This is a genomic window from Mesorhizobium sp. M1E.F.Ca.ET.041.01.1.1 (genome assembly GCF_003997355.1).
Taxonomy (GTDB): domain Bacteria; phylum Pseudomonadota; class Alphaproteobacteria; order Rhizobiales; family Rhizobiaceae; genus Mesorhizobium.
In genome coordinates, this window is the sequence record NZ_RZSL01000109.1 from 1 (window position 1) to 14,399 (window position 14,399).

Annotated in this window: 16 protein-coding genes and 1 pseudogene; 10 read left to right on the top strand and 7 right to left on the bottom strand. The window is 64.8% G+C overall.

Annotated features, from left to right (window positions below):
• Positions 1-637: aldo/keto reductase (locus EOA38_RS11910; RefSeq protein WP_145965950.1), on the top strand; the 637-nt coding region annotated here is incomplete at its 5' end.
• Between the two features lie 15 nt (positions 638-652).
• Here the strand turns inward: EOA38_RS11910 and EOA38_RS11915 are convergent.
• The 3 genes from EOA38_RS11915 to EOA38_RS11925 all read right to left on the bottom strand — a co-directional run bounded on the left by EOA38_RS11915 (position 653) and on the right by EOA38_RS11925 (position 1,920).
• Entirely contained in the window at positions 653-877 is a 225-nt protein-coding gene (locus EOA38_RS11915; RefSeq protein WP_126094569.1) for a hypothetical protein, read from the bottom strand.
• A gap of 135 nt (positions 878-1,012) precedes the next feature.
• Positions 1,013-1,642, bottom strand: a complete 630-nt coding sequence (locus EOA38_RS11920) for a glutathione S-transferase family protein (RefSeq protein WP_126094570.1) — start codon at positions 1,640-1,642, stop codon at positions 1,013-1,015.
• 62 nt (positions 1,643-1,704) lie between these two features.
• On the bottom strand, positions 1,705-1,920 hold the full coding sequence (locus tag EOA38_RS11925; protein WP_126094571.1) for a hypothetical protein: 216 nt from the start codon (positions 1,918-1,920) through the stop codon (positions 1,705-1,707).
• A gap of 329 nt (positions 1,921-2,249) precedes the next feature.
• Here EOA38_RS11925 and EOA38_RS11930 point away from each other — a divergent pair, with 329 nt between their 5' ends.
• Positions 2,250-2,783, top strand: coding sequence for an Hsp20/alpha crystallin family protein (locus EOA38_RS11930; RefSeq protein WP_126094572.1), 534 nt, complete (start codon positions 2,250-2,252; stop codon positions 2,781-2,783).
• Between the two features lie 46 nt (positions 2,784-2,829).
• Here the strand turns inward: EOA38_RS11930 and EOA38_RS11935 are convergent, their stop codons facing one another.
• Together EOA38_RS11935 and EOA38_RS11940 are read right to left on the bottom strand one after the other, a co-directional pair.
• A complete protein-coding gene (locus tag EOA38_RS11935; RefSeq protein ID WP_126094573.1) occupies positions 2,830-3,930 on the bottom strand; it encodes an NAD(P)/FAD-dependent oxidoreductase in 1,101 nt (366 codons plus the stop codon).
• Between the two features lie 330 nt (positions 3,931-4,260).
• Positions 4,261-4,494, bottom strand: a complete 234-nt coding sequence (locus tag EOA38_RS11940; protein ID WP_126094574.1) for a hypothetical protein — start codon at positions 4,492-4,494, stop codon at positions 4,261-4,263.
• A gap of 187 nt (positions 4,495-4,681) precedes the next feature.
• On the opposite strand from EOA38_RS11940, the gene EOA38_RS11945 reads away from it, so the two are divergent.
• The 7 genes from EOA38_RS11945 (at position 4,682) to EOA38_RS11975 (ending at position 12,190) form a co-directional block, all read left to right on the top strand.
• The gene (locus EOA38_RS11945) at positions 4,682-5,281 is read left to right on the top strand and encodes a DUF922 domain-containing protein (protein WP_126094575.1); all 600 of its coding nucleotides are present in this window, start codon (positions 4,682-4,684) and stop codon (positions 5,279-5,281) included.
• Between the two features lie 470 nt (positions 5,282-5,751).
• A complete protein-coding gene (ugpC, locus tag EOA38_RS11950) occupies positions 5,752-6,828 on the top strand; it encodes a sn-glycerol-3-phosphate ABC transporter ATP-binding protein UgpC (RefSeq protein ID WP_126094576.1) in 1,077 nt (358 codons plus the stop codon).
• Positions 6,829-6,864: 36 nt separating this feature from the next.
• Positions 6,865-8,190: an ABC transporter substrate-binding protein gene (locus EOA38_RS11955; protein WP_126094577.1), complete on the top strand. Its 1,326-nt coding sequence runs from the start codon at positions 6,865-6,867 to the stop codon at positions 8,188-8,190.
• A gap of 101 nt (positions 8,191-8,291) precedes the next feature.
• On the top strand, positions 8,292-9,230 hold the full coding sequence (locus tag EOA38_RS11960; RefSeq protein WP_126094578.1) for a sugar ABC transporter permease: 939 nt from the start codon (positions 8,292-8,294) through the stop codon (positions 9,228-9,230).
• A 1-nt stretch (position 9,231) separates the two neighbouring features.
• A complete protein-coding gene (locus tag EOA38_RS11965) occupies positions 9,232-10,125 on the top strand; it encodes a carbohydrate ABC transporter permease (RefSeq protein ID WP_126094579.1) in 894 nt (297 codons plus the stop codon).
• Between the two features lie 250 nt (positions 10,126-10,375).
• Positions 10,376-10,603, top strand: coding sequence for a hypothetical protein (locus tag EOA38_RS11970; protein ID WP_126094580.1), 228 nt, complete (start codon positions 10,376-10,378; stop codon positions 10,601-10,603).
• A 63-nt stretch (positions 10,604-10,666) separates the two neighbouring features.
• Entirely contained in the window at positions 10,667-12,190 is a 1,524-nt protein-coding gene (locus tag EOA38_RS11975) for a winged helix-turn-helix domain-containing protein (RefSeq protein WP_126094581.1), read from the top strand.
• 14 nt (positions 12,191-12,204) lie between these two features.
• Here EOA38_RS11975 and EOA38_RS11980 read toward each other — a convergent pair whose 3' ends face one another.
• On the bottom strand, positions 12,205-12,624 hold the full coding sequence (locus tag EOA38_RS11980) for a VOC family protein (RefSeq protein WP_126094582.1): 420 nt from the start codon (positions 12,622-12,624) through the stop codon (positions 12,205-12,207).
• 296 nt (positions 12,625-12,920) lie between these two features.
• Between EOA38_RS11980 and EOA38_RS11985 the strand changes: the two genes are divergently transcribed.
• Entirely contained in the window at positions 12,921-14,132 is a 1,212-nt protein-coding gene (locus EOA38_RS11985) for an MFS transporter (protein ID WP_126094583.1), read from the top strand.
• 37 nt (positions 14,133-14,169) lie between these two features.
• On the opposite strand, the pseudogene EOA38_RS11990 reads toward EOA38_RS11985, so the two are convergent.
• Positions 14,170-14,349 (bottom strand): annotated as a pseudogene (locus EOA38_RS11990) (DUF1330 domain-containing protein); the annotation flags it as partial.
• Positions 14,350-14,399: the final 50 nt, after the last annotated feature.

Here is a 14,399-nt window from a genome sequence, read left to right on the forward strand (position 1 = left end):
CTACCAGCACCGCGTCGACCCTGACGTGCCGATGGAGGATGTCGCCGGCGCGGTCGGCGAGCTGGTGGCGGAAGGCAAGGTGCGCTTCTTCGGCCTGTCGGAGGCGGGGATTTCCAACATCCGCCGCGCGCATGCCGTGCATCCGGTCTCGGCGCTGCAGAGCGAATATTCGCTGTGGGAGCGCAACCTCGAGCCCGAGATCATCCCGGCGCTTGCGGAACTCGGCATCGGCCTGGTGCCGTTCGCGCCGCTCGGCCGCGGCTTCCTCGCCGGCGACGTCAGGCGCGCGGAGGATTATCCCGAAGGCGATTTCCGTCGCGGCGACCCGCGCTATCAGGGCGAGAATTTCGACTTGAACGTCGCGGCCGCCGCCACGGTGCGCGACATCGCAACCGCCAAGGGCGTGAAGCCCGGCCAGATCGCGATCGCCTGGCTGCTCGCCAAGGGGCCGGAATTCGGCATCGATATCGTGCCGATCCCCGGCACGAAGCGGCGGATTTACCTGGAGGAGAATGTCGCGGCGGCCGACATCAAGCTCGACGCCACCGAGATGCTGGGGCTGGACATGGCGCTGACGCCGGACAAAGTGTCGGGGCCGAGGTATAACGAGCGGACGATGTCGATGGTGGACCGGTAGGGTCACCGACCTGCCTCACTTCTCCCTGCAATCCGGCAACGCCTCCATTGCCTTCCTGGCCTCGCCCTCGCTGGCGTATTTCTTCTTGCCGAGATCGATGACCAGCGTCCCGTCGGGCTTCTTCGGCACGATCTCGCACTGCTTCGAGACGGCATCCCTGGCGACCCAGTATTCGGCCGCCATGGCAGGCAGGCCGACAATGCCGGCGGCGAGGATGGCGATAGCGATGGCGCGAACCATTTCCGGTCTCCATTGCTTGCGTTGGAAAGCAGGCCGGAACTGCCGACGCTTTGCATAGAAGGCGCCGGCACACTGCTTTTCGGAAACGCCCTGCCCCGACTTCCGTTCCGGGAACTTCGTCGAAGCGCGCTTCGCTCAACCGCCCGAATGCGGGTCGATGCTATAAGGATGCACCGGATAGCCCGGGCCGATCGCCTCGCTCACTCGGCCGATCCAGGCGCTCACCGCCGGATAATCGGCGAGAGAGAAACCGCAATCCTCGGCGCGGTGGCTGTAGGCATAGACGGCGACGTCGGCGATTGTGAGCGAGCTGCCAACCAGGAACGGCATGTCCTGCAGGCTGCGCTCGAGTGCCGCCAGCGCGCGGGCGCCTGCCTCGCGCTTGCCGGGAGCAATCGCCTTGTTGCGCTCCAGCCGCCCGGTCAGCGTCCAGAAGCGCAGCGAGCCGATGACCGGCTCGACGTAATACTGCTCGAAGAACAGCCATTGCATGACCTTGGCGCGCGCAAGGCGGTCCGCCGGCAGGTAGGGCGTGCCCTCCGCGACGCAGGCGAGGATCGCGTTGGACTCGGCGATCGCCTCACCATTCTCGACCGCCAGCACCGGAACGGCGCCCGCCGGATTGAGCTTGAGGAACGCGTCCGTGCGGCTTTCGCCCTCGAAGATCGACACCTGCCGGGTTTCGTAGGCAATGCCGAGCAGTCCCAGCAGGACACGCACCTTCCAGGCGTTTTGCGATGGCAGGTAGTCGTAGAGCGTAAGCATGGCTGGGTCCCCCGATTGACTGGGACTGGTTTCGCATGCGGCGGTCAGGGGCGCCACCCGATTCATGCGGCGATCCGCAGGCTCCGAGGCTCCAAGATCTCGATCAGCCTCGCCACTCGAGCGCCCGGCATACGGCGGCCTTCATTGACCAGCGCCTCGTCGACGCCGATCCAGGCGAACGCATCGCGGAGTTCGCCAAGGCTGGCGCCGGTCAGCGCGATGGCGGCGATGACGGTGCGTCCACCGCCCAGCACTGAAATGATGTCCTCGCGTGTCATGGCTGGCCCCACACCGCCCCATGCAAGGGCGGGCCTTTGAACGACAACGAGGCCCGGCATGCGGCCGGCTTCCCGGTTCCATGATCAAATCTGCCGGCAGACGGAACGTGGGTCTTGACTTCGATCAGACAACTTCCACATCGACACTTGCCGGTCGCCTGAGGGGACCGGCAACGCCGCCGGCTTGCCGGCCGCGACTTGCTGGCCACGATTTTCTGGCCATTTGGGCACGGACCCGATGCGACGGCGCGGCTCGACTTGAGAGTCACACGATCCCAGGCCGGGACATTCAACGACATCCTGACGCGACCAGATGAGGAGGAAATGCAATGGCAATCCGTGATCTCATTCCCTGGGGCCGGGAGGGCAGCCAGCTCTCCGACATATATCGCGATCTCCATCGTGGAGGCGACCCCTTCATGATGCTGCATCGGGAAATGAACCGCCTGTTCGACGACGCCATGCGTGGCTTCGAAACGCGCATGCCGTCGTTTGGCGGGGCCTATGCCGGGCAAGCCTGGCCAAGTGTGGAAATCTCCGACAGCGAGACGGAGATCCACGTGACCGCCGAGATTCCCGGCATGGAGGAAAAGGACATCGAGGTGCTGCTCGAGGACGGCGTGCTGACGCTGCGCGGCGAGAAGCGCGCCGAGACCGAGGACAAGGGCAAGCAATTCTCCGAACGCTTCTATGGCCGTTTCGAGCGGCGCATCCCGATCGGCTACGAAGTCGAGGAAGACAAGGTCCACGCCAGCTTCCGCAACGGCGTGCTCACCGTAGCGCTGCCCAAGACCAAGCGCGCCCAGACCAAGGCCAAGCGTATCGCCGTCAACGAAGGCAAGGCCAGCAGCGCGAAGCATTGAGGGCCTGGCGCCCCCCTCCTCCCTTGTGGGGAAAGGGGGCGCACTTTCACCCCCGCTTCTTGATATCAGCGGCCACAGCCTGCGCCTCGATGCCGATCTCGCGCAGCAGGCCGGTGACCGGGTTGTGGAAGCCGACGAGATAGACGCCGAGGTCGGCCGCTCGCGGATTGACGCCGCTCTTTGCCGGCCGCAGCTCCGCAGGCAGGAAGCCGTCATAGCCCGGGCGGTAGCCGGTGGCGAAAATCACCGCGTCGAATTTTGTCTCCCGCCCGTCGCTGAATTTCGCGCCATTCTCGGTGAAGCGTATGATGTCGGGGAGGATGCCTATCTTGCCCGCCTTGATCGCCGCCACCGTACCGACATCGATCACCGGAATGCGCCCGGCGTCGATCTGCGCAAGAATGCCGGTCTTCGGCCGCACGATGCCGTACTTCTCCAGCCTGCCCAAAGCCAGGTCGAGGATTTTTGGGAACATCCAGTCGTTCAGCGCCTGCGGCATCGGCCGGCTGGCGATGCCCACCATCTGGATCGGCACGCCGAAGAGCTGGCGCGGAACGATGTGGACGCCCTTGCGCACCGAGATCGTCGGCCGCGCGCCGGACTCGGCCAGATCGAGCGCGATCTCGGCGCCCGTATTGCCCATGCCGATGACCAGCACGCTCCGACCGACATAGGGCGCGGCCTCGGTGTAGGCGGCGCTGTGCAGCACCTCGCCCTTGAACGCCTCGATGCCTGGGAAGCCCGGCACGATGGGCTCGGCATTGTTGCCGGTGGCGACGACGATCTTGCGGGCCCTGATCTCGCCGGCGTCGGTGTCGACCAGGAACCTTGCACCCTCGCAGCGGATCGATTTCACGGTGACGCCGAAGCGCGGCTCGAGGCCGAAATGCTGCGCGTAGGCATCGAGATAGGCGACCACTTTTTCGCGCGGGACGTAGCGGGGGTGGCTTTTCGGGAACGGCACGAAAGGCAGTGACGAAAAGGATTTCACCGTGTGCAGGTGCAGGCGCCGGTAGTGCCGCCGCCAGGCCGGCGCCACCTCGCTGGCCTTTTCGAGGATGGTGAAATCCACCCCCGCCTGTTTCAGGCAGGCGCCGACGGCCAGCCCCGCCGGCCCCGCGCCGACAATGACGACATTGGTGTCCATGCTCCCCTCCTCGCGCAGGCCATATCAGGCTATGCCGGGAGGTGTGGAAGGGACAAGTGGGGAGAAACACCTATCCCTCCAACCCGTTGGCGATTGGCGAACGCGACCGCGACATCCGACCCGCCCCCTTGTGGGGGAGATGTCCGGTCCAGCCTTCGCAGCTGCAGCGCAGCTGCTGCGGAGGACGGGCAGGACAGAGGGGGGCGCTGTCCCGCCAGCCTCAAGGCCTCTGCCAAGCAAATCCCCTCTCTTGCGATTTCTAGCACTTAGCTCCGCTAAAATGTTGAAATCGCTTCTCCCCTACAAGGGGGGAGATACGGCGTCGGCTCCCTACTCCACTCCGCCGGGCGCTTCGGGCTCGTCCTCGGGCGGCTCCAGGATCTCGATCAGTTTTGCCACGCGCGCGCCGGGCATCGCGCGACCCTCGTTCATCAGCGCTTCGTCGGCGCCGATCCAGGCGAAAGCCTCGCGCAGTTCCTCGAGGCTGGCGCCGGTGAGCGCGATATCGGCGATCACGGTCTCGTCGACCGGGCCAAGCACCGAAATGATCTCGTTGCGGGTCATCCTGCCCTCCCCGTGGATCGAGGCGATGGCATAGAAACGGGGGACGGCGGCGGTGGGTTCCGACGATCAATGTTGAGACGTCGGCAGGACAGAGGGTGGCGCGAAGGAGCGCCAGCGGCGGCTAGCTTTGCGCTCGCCGCCGACAATCGCTATGCACGAAGCCTCGCCCGGAATCCCACCGAGTCCCATGAAGCCAGCCATCCTGCTTTCCGCCCTCCTCCTCTCCACCCCAGCCCTCGCCGACTGGAAGCCGGTCGAGAAGATCGAGACTTATGCGATCTCGGGCCAGACGCCGGAGGCGCTCTATGTCTCGATCGGCGAGAAAGGCCCGGTGATCGGCAAGGACAGCGCGGGTACCGAGCGGCGGGTCATCGCGCACACCAATTTCAAACTGACGTGGCAGCGGGACTACCAACCGCAGGGCGGTGCCTGCGTGCTGAAGACGGCGCGGCCGAAGCTGATCATCACCTACACGCTGCCCAAGCCCGCCGGGAAGCTTCCACCTGCCGTGCAGGCGCGCTGGGATTCCTTCGCCGCCGGGCTCGCCGCGCATGAGAAGGTGCACGGCGCCGGCATCGTCGACATGGTGGACAAGATCGTCGCCTTCAGCGTCGGCCTCACCGTCGCCGACGACCCCGGCTGCACCAAGATCAGGGCCGAGCTGACGCAATATCTCGACCAGCTTTCCAAGGCCCAGCGCCAGGCCGGCCGCGACTTCGACAAGGTCGAGTTCGGACCCGGCGGAAACCTGCAGAAGCTGATCGCGGGATTCCTGATCGGCGGGTGAGAAGGACCAAGCAGCGGTTGTGCGGTTCCCTGCCCGTAGCGAGCAGAGCCACAATGGAAAGCACCGACCCGGCAATTCCCTCACCTTGGACGCATGGCGGCCAATCCCACTCCGCCGGAACGTGCGGATTTTCCCGGGCAGGTTGAAATCCAATATCTTAGTATTCTCTAATGTTTATTGGCCGCTATTCGACGAATTGATCGGCGGCGATTCGGCACGGCCCGGTTCGACATCCCCTCAAGGCTGGTGCCGCTCATCTGTCCTCAGCGACGAAAGTATAAGCCTGCGCGCCGCCGCTTTACAGGCAGGTTTGGTAGCGCTACCGTTTCACAGTCGCGTGACCCGGGGGGAGCTGGGGCAAACGTCGCCGACTTCAGTGGTGGACTGCCGACTTGCCGGCATCCGTTTCAACCACACCTGATAGAAACGGCTCCCCGCGAGGCTTCGCAGGGACCATCGGGAGGAGTTCGATGGCGTCTGTCGCGATTGGCGATGTCTACAAATCGTTTGGAGCCACCGAGATCCTGCATGGCGTCAGCGTCGGCATAGACGACGGCGAGTTCGTCACGCTTGTCGGGCCTTCCGGCTGCGGAAAATCAACGCTTCTCAGGATGATTGCCGGCCTGGAAAAAATCTCGCGCGGCCATATCTCGATCGGCAGCCGTATCGTCAACGACGTTGCGCCAAAGGAGCGCGACGTGGCCATGGTCTTCCAGAACTACGCGCTCTATCCGCACATGACGGTTGCCGAGAACATGGCGTTCTCGCTCATGCTCAAGGGTGTCCCCAAGGCTGAAAGCGATGCCGGGGTGAAGCGGGCGGCCGAAATCCTCGGGCTGGTGCCGCTTCTGTCGCGCTATCCGCGCCAGCTTTCAGGCGGCCAGCGCCAGCGCGTCGCCATGGGCCGCGCCATCGTGCGCAATCCGCAGGTGTTCCTGTTCGACGAGCCGCTCAGCAACCTCGACGCCAAGCTGAGGGTTCAGATGCGCGCGGAGATCAAGGAGCTGCACCAGCGGCTGAAGACCACCACCATCTACGTCACCCACGACCAGATCGAGGCCATGACCATGGCCGACAAGATCGTCGTCATGCATGACGGCGTCGTCGAGCAGATCGGGCCGCCGCTGGAGCTCTACGACCGGCCGAATAACCTGTTCGTCGCGAGCTTCATCGGCTCGCCCGCCATGAACCTGCTCAAGGGCACATTCGTAGCCGATGGCGCGCCGTCCTTCCAGGCCGCGGGCGGCATTTCCGTGCCTTTGCCGAAACCACCCTCGATCGGCAACGGCGAAGCCATCGTGCTCGGAGTACGGCCCGAGCATTTGCGGCTGGCCGACGATGGCATTCCGGTGACCGTGGCGGTGATCGAGCCGACCGGCTCGGAAGTGCAGGTCATCGGCCGGACGGCAGGCGGCGAGGACATCGTCGCCAATTTCCGCGAGCGCCATTCCTTCACGCCGGGAGAGACCATTCGGCTGTCGGTCGAGCCTGGCCCCATCCATCTGTTTCACGGCGAAACCGGCAGGCGGATCGAAGCAGCGCGATAAAGCCACGCAACGAGGAACAAACAGGAGGAGACGAGCATGAAATTCACCAGACGCGACGTGATTCGCACGACCGCCGGCGCGGCCGCCGGTGCCTTGGGCAGCCGCTTCATCGGTTCGAGCGCCTTCGCCCAGGAGGGCCTGAAATACAAGCCGGAGGACGGCGCGAAGCTCAGGCTGCTGCGCTGGTCGCCTTTCGTGCAGGGCGATGAGGACCAGTGGCTGAAGAATTCGAAGCGGTTCACCGAAGCGACGGGCGTGGAGGTCCGTGTCGACAAGGAGAGCTGGGAAGACATCCGTCCGAAGGCCGCTGTCGCCGCCAATGTCGGTTCCGGCCCGGACCTGATGTTCGTCTGGTTCGACGACCCCCACCAATATCCCGACAAGCTGCTCGACGTGACGGAACTGGGCGACTATCTCGGCAAGAAGTATGGCGGCTGGTACGACGGCCCGAAACAGTATGCGACGCGCGAGGGCAAGTTCCTCGGCCTGCCGCTCGCCACCATCGGCAACGCCATCGTCTATCGCGAAAGCTGGGTGAAGGAGGCTGGCTTCTCCGAATTCCCGAAGGACACGGCCGGCTTTCTCGAGCTTTGCAAGGCGCTGAAGGCGAAAGGCCATCCGGCCGGCTTCACGCATGGCCACGGCGTCGGTGACGGCAACAATTACGCGCATTGGCTACTGTGGAGCCATGGCGGGCAGATGGTCGACGAAACCGGCAAGGTGACGATCAACAGCCCCGAGACGCTCAAGGCGATCCAGTATGCGCAGGAGCTCTACAAGACCTTCATTCCCGGCACCGAAAGCTGGCTCGACGTGAACAACAACCGCGCCTTCCTGGCCGGCGAAGTGAGCGTGATCGCCAACGGCATTTCGGTCTACAACACCGCCAAGGTCAACAAGGACAAGGATCCGAAACTGACCGAAATCGCCAAGGACATGCGCACCACCAACCTGCCGATCGGTCCGGTCGGGAAATCGGTCGAGCTGTTCCAGGTGACCACGGCCGTGATCTTCAACTACACCCCCTACCCCAATGCGGCCAAAGCCTATCTGCAGTTCATGTTCGAGGACCCGCAGATGCCGGACTGGATCACGTCGTCGGCCGCGTATTGCTGCCAGACGCTGAAGGCTTTCGAGAACAATCCGGTGTGGAAGGCCGACCCGAACAATGCGGCTTACGCGAAAGCCTCGGCGACACTGCGCCCCAACGGCTATGCCGGGCCGCTCGGCTATGCCTCCGCCGCGACCATGGCCGACTATGTGCTGGTGGACATGTTCGCCAAGGCGGTAACAGGCCAGGCCACGCCGCAGGAAGCGATGGAAGAGGCCGAAAAGCGCGCCAACCGCTACTATCGCGTCTGATCCTGTTCGACCTGAGCCGGGGTGGCCGCCTGTCGTCCGGAGGCATTCGGAACGAAGAGCCGCCCCGGCCGCTCCATCAGACTTCATAGGGAACCCACGCCATGGCCGTGCCATCCGTTGCCGTTCAGCGACCTCCGTCGATCCTGTCGCGGCTCGCCGAGAGCCGGAACGCTCTTGGCCTCGGCTTCATGCTGCCGGCGGCGGCGCTGCTCCTGGTGTTTCTCACCTATCCACTCGGGCTCGGTGTCTGGCTCGGCTTCACCGATGCCCGTATCGGCCGTCCCGGCATCTTCATAGGCATCGAGAACTATCAATATCTGTGGAGCGACGGCGTCTTCTGGCTCTCCGTCTTCAACACCCTGCTCTACACGATAAGCGCATCGATCCTGAAGTTCGTGCTCGGCCTGTGGCTCGCTCTCATTCTCAACGAGAACTTGCCCTTCAAATCGTTCTTCCGCGCGATCGTCCTGCTGCCTTGGGTGGTGCCCACGGTGCTGTCGGCCATCGCCTTTTGGTGGATCTACGATTCGCAGTTCTCGATCCTGTCCTGGGCGCTGCAGCAGATGGGCCTGATCGACCATCGCATCAATTTCCTCGGCGACCCGACCAATGCGCGCGCTTCCGTCATCGCGGCCAATGTCTGGCGCGGCATTCCGTTCGTCGCCATCACGCTGCTTGCCGGCCTGCAGACCATTCCCCAATCGCTTTACGAGGCCGCCACGCTCGACGGCGCCAGCCGCTGGCAGCTGTTCCGCCATGTGACGCTGCCGCTGCTGACGCCGATCATCGCCATCACCATGACCTTTTCGGTGCTGTTCACCTTCACCGATTTCCAGCTGATCTATGTGCTGACCCGCGGCGGGCCAGTGAACGCCACCCACCTGATGGCGACTTTGTCCTTCCAGCGCGGCATTTCCGGCGGCCAGCTTGGCGAGGGCGCGGCGATCGCGGTCGCCATGATCCCCTTCCTGCTGGCGGCGATCCTGTTCAGCTATTTCGGCCTGCAACGGCGCAGGTGGCAGCAAGGCGGCGGAGACTGACATGGCGGCGATCAAGGAAGTCGAGCACCTGGACGCCGACGAAGGCGGCATGGGCTACCTGCAGAGCCTGCCGCGGCGGGTGGTGACGGTCTATCTGCCGCTGCTGGTGTTTCTGATCGTGCTGCTGTTTCCGTTCTACTGGATGACGATCACGGCGGTTAAACCCAATGTCGAGATGACCGACTATGTGAACTACAATCCGTTCTGGGTGGTGCATCCGACATTGGAGCACATACGCTACCTGCTCTTCGAGACGTCCTATCCAGGCTGGCTGCTCAACACCGTCATCATCTCGACCGCCGCCACCTTCCTGTCGCTGGCGGCCGCGGTGCTCGCAGCCTATGCGATCGAAAGGCTGCGGTTCTCGGGGGCGCGGCAGGTTGGGCTTGCCGTCTTCCTCGCCTATCTCGTGCCGCCTTCGATCCTGTTCATCCCGCTGTCGGTGATGGTGTTCAACCTCGGTCTCTACGACACGCCGTTCGCGCTGATCCTCACCTACCCGACCTTCCTGATCCCGTTCTGCACCTGGCTCTTGATGGGCTATTTCCGCTCGATCCCGTTCGAGCTGGAGGAATGCGCGCTCATCGATGGAGCAACCCGCTGGCAGATCCTGACCAAGATCGTGCTGCCGCTGTCGGTCCCGGGCCTGATCTCGGCCGGCATCTTCGCCTTCACGCTCTCCTGGAACGAATTCATCTATGCGCTGACCTTCATCCAATCGTCCGAGAAGAAGACGGTGCCGGTGGGAGTGCTCACCGAGCTGGTCCGCTCCGACGTCTACGAATGGGGAGCGCTGATGGCGGGGGCGCTGATCGGCTCGCTGCCGGTGGTCGTGCTCTATTCCTTCTTCGTCGAGCACTATGTTTCCTCGATGACGGGCGCGGTGAAGGAATAAGCGCCGCCCCGGCATCGGCTTTGCCGCGTCGCGGATGCCGCAGCGACGTCGGGATTGTTGACGGGATAGCCCGCTATGCGGCACGGCCTGCGTATGCCCGCCAGCCGCGAACCGGATGCGGCGATGGAATTCAGCAAAATATCAGCTGCCGTTCAGGACAAAGAAGCCCTGTCGCGGCGATGCTTTCGCAGACAGCCCGATGAGCGATCTGCGACGAGCACCGCTGCCGTTGGCTACCTGGAGGTGGATCATGCATATCAACGCCGACGCGCCTTTCCAGTCCGCCCAGCTGGCACGAGAGGAAATGCTTCGTTTCCTATCGACCGGTTTTGCCGGCCCATGCTGCGGCGAGAGCAACGAGATGCTGAGCTACCTCGAACGGGTGGCGTCCAGCGACAAAGCCCCGGCCACCGAGCCGACCCGACCAAGGTTTCGCCTTCGCGGCCTCTTTTCAGGCTTGAACTTGTTTCCAGCTTGACCTTGCCGACATTTGTCATTCCCATGAACGGCGCGCGATGAAGCGCGGCGATGGGGCAAGAGCTTGGCGCTACGGATCGGCGGCGCGGTGCTCGATCTCGACCGGGGTACGCTCCGGCGTGACGGCGAGATCGTGCCGGTCCGGCCAAAAACCCTGGAGCTGCTGGCCTATCTGACGCGCAATCCCGATCGGGTTCTGAGCAAGGAAGAGTTGCTGCAGGCGGTCTGGCCGGGAATTATCGTCTCGGAGGACTCGCTTACCCAATCGATCCACGACGCGCGCAAATCGATCGGCGACGAGGCGCAGGCACTGATCCGCACCGTGCCGCGCCGGGGCTACCTGTTCCAGGCGCCGGGGAACGAGGCGGTGCCCCCGCCCGCCGGCGCCGCGGCTGCCGCCCGGGCGGAGCCGATGGTGGCCGTCCTGCCCTTCCGTGTCGATCCGGCCGACAGCACCGCCAAGGCATTGTTCGACGGCGCGGTCGAGGAAATCACCAACGCGCTCTCCTGCTTCAAGACCGTCGCCGTGCTGGCGCGTCATTCCGCATTTGCTCTGGCCGAGCACTCACGCGAAGACATCCGCGCGACCGCCGAGCGCCTCGGGGCCGACTATGTCGCCGAAGGCAGCGTCGAGACCGTCGGAGCGGACTACAGCGCGCGCGTGGTGCTTACCGAGACGGCGTCCGGCCGGCGCGTCTGGGGGCAGAGCTTCACCTTCCCCAAGGGCGAAATCTTCGCCTTCCAGATGATGGTGGCGCAGCGGATCGTGACGGCGCTGGTCGCCAACATCGAAAGCGCGGTGATGCGGCGGGGTCTTCCCGCGCCCGCCGCCAATGTCGAGGCCTATCTGCATTTCCTGCGCGGGAAGGAATTGCTGCGCAGCTATGGCGAGGGCGTGAACCAGGAGGCGCGCGCGCATTTCCTGAAGGCGATCGAGCGCGATCCAGGCTATGGGCTGGCGCACGCCTACCTTGCGCTCGCCGAGGTGATCATCGGCGGCTATGCCGATGCGCCGCGCGCCGTGCTCGACCAGGCGCGTGATCGCGCACTTCATGCCATCGCGCTCAGCCCCGACGAGGCGCGGTGCCACCGCATTCTTGCATTGACCCTGCTTTATCGCGGCCGTGACGAGTACGACGCCGCCGAAAGGCATTTCGCCCGCGCGCTCGATCTCAATCCCTATGACGCCGACACGCTGGCCCAGACCGGCCATTTCCGGGCGTTGCGCGGCGATGGTGAAGCCGGCCTGGCCCTGCTCGACAAGGCCGTCCAGCTCAATCCCATGCATCCGACCTGGTACTATTACGATCGCGGCGAAGCCCTGCTGGCCGTCGGCCGATACCGGGAAGCGGCCGCTTCCTTCTCCTGCCTGCCCCGCAAGAGCGCCTGGCAATGGGCGCGGCTGGCCGCATGCCATGCATTTGCCGGCGACCACGAAAAGGCGCTGGCCTGCGTCAGGGAAGGTCGTGCCCTGGAACCCGACCTCACCATCGCCCAGATCGTCCGAGAAATGCGCATGAAACGCCTAGAAGACCGCGAACGACTCCGTCGCGGGCTCGAACTCGCCGGCTGGGACACGGCCATCTGAGCCGGTCGCCCTTCCTAAAAGCTGATTTCCACCGCCGCCGCGCTCCGCTTCGCCTCGCCATGGAACACGGCCTCGATATTGTTGCCGTCGGGGTCGAGCAGGAAGCAGGCGTAGTAGCCGGGGTGGTAGCGGCGCTCGCCCGGCGCGCCGTTGTCCTTGCCGCCGGCTGCGAGCCCGGCGTGATAGAACGCGTCGACCATTGCGCGGTCCTTCGCCTGGAAGGCGAGATGGTGGCGGCCGGTCAGCACGCCGAGGGCCGCGCGGCTGTCGGCGCTGGAGATGAAAAGCTCGTCCGCCCAAAAATAATCCTCCGCCTCGCCGCCGACCGGGATGCCCAGCACCTCGAACAGCGCGCCGTAGAAACGCCGGCTCGCCTTGAGGTCGCGCACCACGAGCTGGATGTGGTCGATGAGCCGGCCGCGGTAGAGTTGCATGAGGTGACGCCTCCTGGGTTGAGAGGGCTCAATGTAGAAGGGGCGGGAGCGCGGTCAATGTGGGGCGCCACTGACTGCTGACATGTTGAGACGCTAGCGGGACAGCGCCCCCCTCTGGTCTGCCGGCCATCTCCCCACAAGGGGGGAGATAGGCACTCCAAAAAAATCCGGATAAAAAATGCAACCAGATTGTAGGATCGGTGTCGCCTGCGGCGTCCTTCGGACGCAAGCGGCGCGATGAACCTGGAAAAACCGTGCCGCATCAAACAGGATGCCTTACGGCATGGGAGAAAACCATGAAGCTTTCCTATCGTTGGGTCATCGTCGCGGCTGGCGCGTTGATGACTTGTGTGGCGCTCGGCGCGATGTTCTCGCTGGCGATCTTTCTCGAGCCAATGTCGCTCGACACCGGCTGGTCGCGCGCCGGCATTTCCAGCGCCATGACGCTGAATTTCCTGGTGATGGGCGTCGGCGGCTTCGCCTGGGGCGCGATCTATGACCGCTTCGGCGCCAGGCCCGTCGTGCTTGCCGGCGCGGTGCTGCTCGGCCTGGCATTGGTGGTGGCAAGCCGCGCCAACTCGCTGCTGGTCTTCCAGTTGAGCTACGGCGTGATCGTCGGGCTCGCGGCCAGCGCCTTCTTCGCGCCGATGATCGCGCTCACCACCGCCTGGTTCGACACCAACCGCAGCCTCGCCGTGTCGCTGGTCTCGGCCGGCATGGGAGTAGCGCCGATGACCATCTCGCCCTTCGCGCGCTGGCTGATCTCTGCCTATGACTGGCGCACGGCGATGTTCGACATCGGCGTCATGGCCTGGGTGCTGCTTCTTCCCGCCGTGTTCCTGGTGCGCCAACCGCCGGCGGCGGTCGCTGCACACGACGGCAGCATGCCGGCACCCGCCGCCGACGATCCCGGCATGAGCGTCGGCCAGGCGCTGCGCTCGCCGCAATTCCTGGTGCTGGGCATGACCTTCTTCGCCTGCTGCGCGGCGCATTCGGGCCCGATCTTCCACATGGTGAGCTATGCGATGGCCTGCGGCGTGGCGCCGATGGCGGCCGTCTCGATCTACAGCGTCGAGGGCCTGGCCGGCCTCGGCGGGCGCGTGCTCTATGGCGTTCTCGCCGACAGGCTGGGCGTCAAGCCGGTGCTGATCGCCGGCCTCGCGATCCAGGGCATGGTGATCGCCGCCTATCTCGGCGCCGCACGGCTCGAACACTTCTACGTTCTCGCCGTCATATTCGGCGCCACCTATGGCGGCGTGATGCCGCTCTATGCGGTGCTGGCGCGCGAATATTTCGGCGGACGCATCATCGGCACCGTGCTCGGCGCAGCCACCATGCTCTCCAGCCTCGGCATGTCGTTCGGCCCGCTCGCCGGCGGCATGATCTACGACGCCTATGCCAGCTATTCCTGGCTGTTCGTCGGCTCGGCGCTGGTCGGCCTCGGTGCCGCCGGCATCGCCATCGCCTTCCCGCCGCAGCCAAGCCGGCAGAGGCTGCAGATGGCGTAGCACAAGCCTGGATCCTCGCCCCCAAAGGGGGCGGGGCTCAGGCGGGCGCCACCCCTTCGAGCGCTATGATACGTGTGTGGGCGCAGCGGAAACGGATTTGCTTCAGCCGCTCATACTCGGGCGAGTCGTACCAGGCGGTGAGCGCGGCCATGTCGGGAAACTCGATAATGACCAGGCGGTGCGGCTCCCAGTCGCCCTCGAGCACCTTGGTCGTGCCGCCACGAGCAAGCTAGTGCCCGCCCTAGCGAGCCTCCGTCGCCCGGACCT

Bases quoted from the DNA above. Each gene is read 5' to 3' on its own strand.
- EOA38_RS11965 (WP_126094579.1), top strand. From the start codon at position 9,232: ATGGCGGCGATCAAGGAAGTCGAGCACCTGGACGCCGACGAAGGCGGC.
- EOA38_RS11980 (WP_126094582.1), bottom strand. From the start codon at position 12,624: ATGCAACTCTACCGCGGCCGGCTCATCGACCACATCCAGCTCGTGGTG.
- EOA38_RS11945 (WP_126094575.1), top strand. From the start codon at position 4,682: ATGAAGCCAGCCATCCTGCTTTCCGCCCTCCTCCTCTCCACCCCAGCC.
- EOA38_RS11915 (WP_126094569.1), bottom strand. From the start codon at position 877: ATGGTTCGCGCCATCGCTATCGCCATCCTCGCCGCCGGCATTGTCGGC.
- EOA38_RS11920 (WP_126094570.1), bottom strand. From the start codon at position 1,642: ATGCTTACGCTCTACGACTACCTGCCATCGCAAAACGCCTGGAAGGTG.
- EOA38_RS11960 (WP_126094578.1), top strand. From the start codon at position 8,292: ATGGCCGTGCCATCCGTTGCCGTTCAGCGACCTCCGTCGATCCTGTCG.
- EOA38_RS11935 (WP_126094573.1), bottom strand. From the start codon at position 3,930: ATGGACACCAATGTCGTCATTGTCGGCGCGGGGCCGGCGGGGCTGGCC.
- EOA38_RS11940 (WP_126094574.1), bottom strand. From the start codon at position 4,494: ATGACCCGCAACGAGATCATTTCGGTGCTTGGCCCGGTCGACGAGACC.
- EOA38_RS11985 (WP_126094583.1), top strand. From the start codon at position 12,921: ATGAAGCTTTCCTATCGTTGGGTCATCGTCGCGGCTGGCGCGTTGATG.
- EOA38_RS11955 (WP_126094577.1), top strand. From the start codon at position 6,865: ATGAAATTCACCAGACGCGACGTGATTCGCACGACCGCCGGCGCGGCC.
- EOA38_RS11930 (WP_126094572.1), top strand. From the start codon at position 2,250: ATGGCAATCCGTGATCTCATTCCCTGGGGCCGGGAGGGCAGCCAGCTC.
- ugpC (WP_126094576.1), top strand. From the start codon at position 5,752: ATGGCGTCTGTCGCGATTGGCGATGTCTACAAATCGTTTGGAGCCACC.
- EOA38_RS11970 (WP_126094580.1), top strand. From the start codon at position 10,376: ATGCATATCAACGCCGACGCGCCTTTCCAGTCCGCCCAGCTGGCACGA.
- EOA38_RS11925 (WP_126094571.1), bottom strand. From the start codon at position 1,920: ATGACACGCGAGGACATCATTTCAGTGCTGGGCGGTGGACGCACCGTC.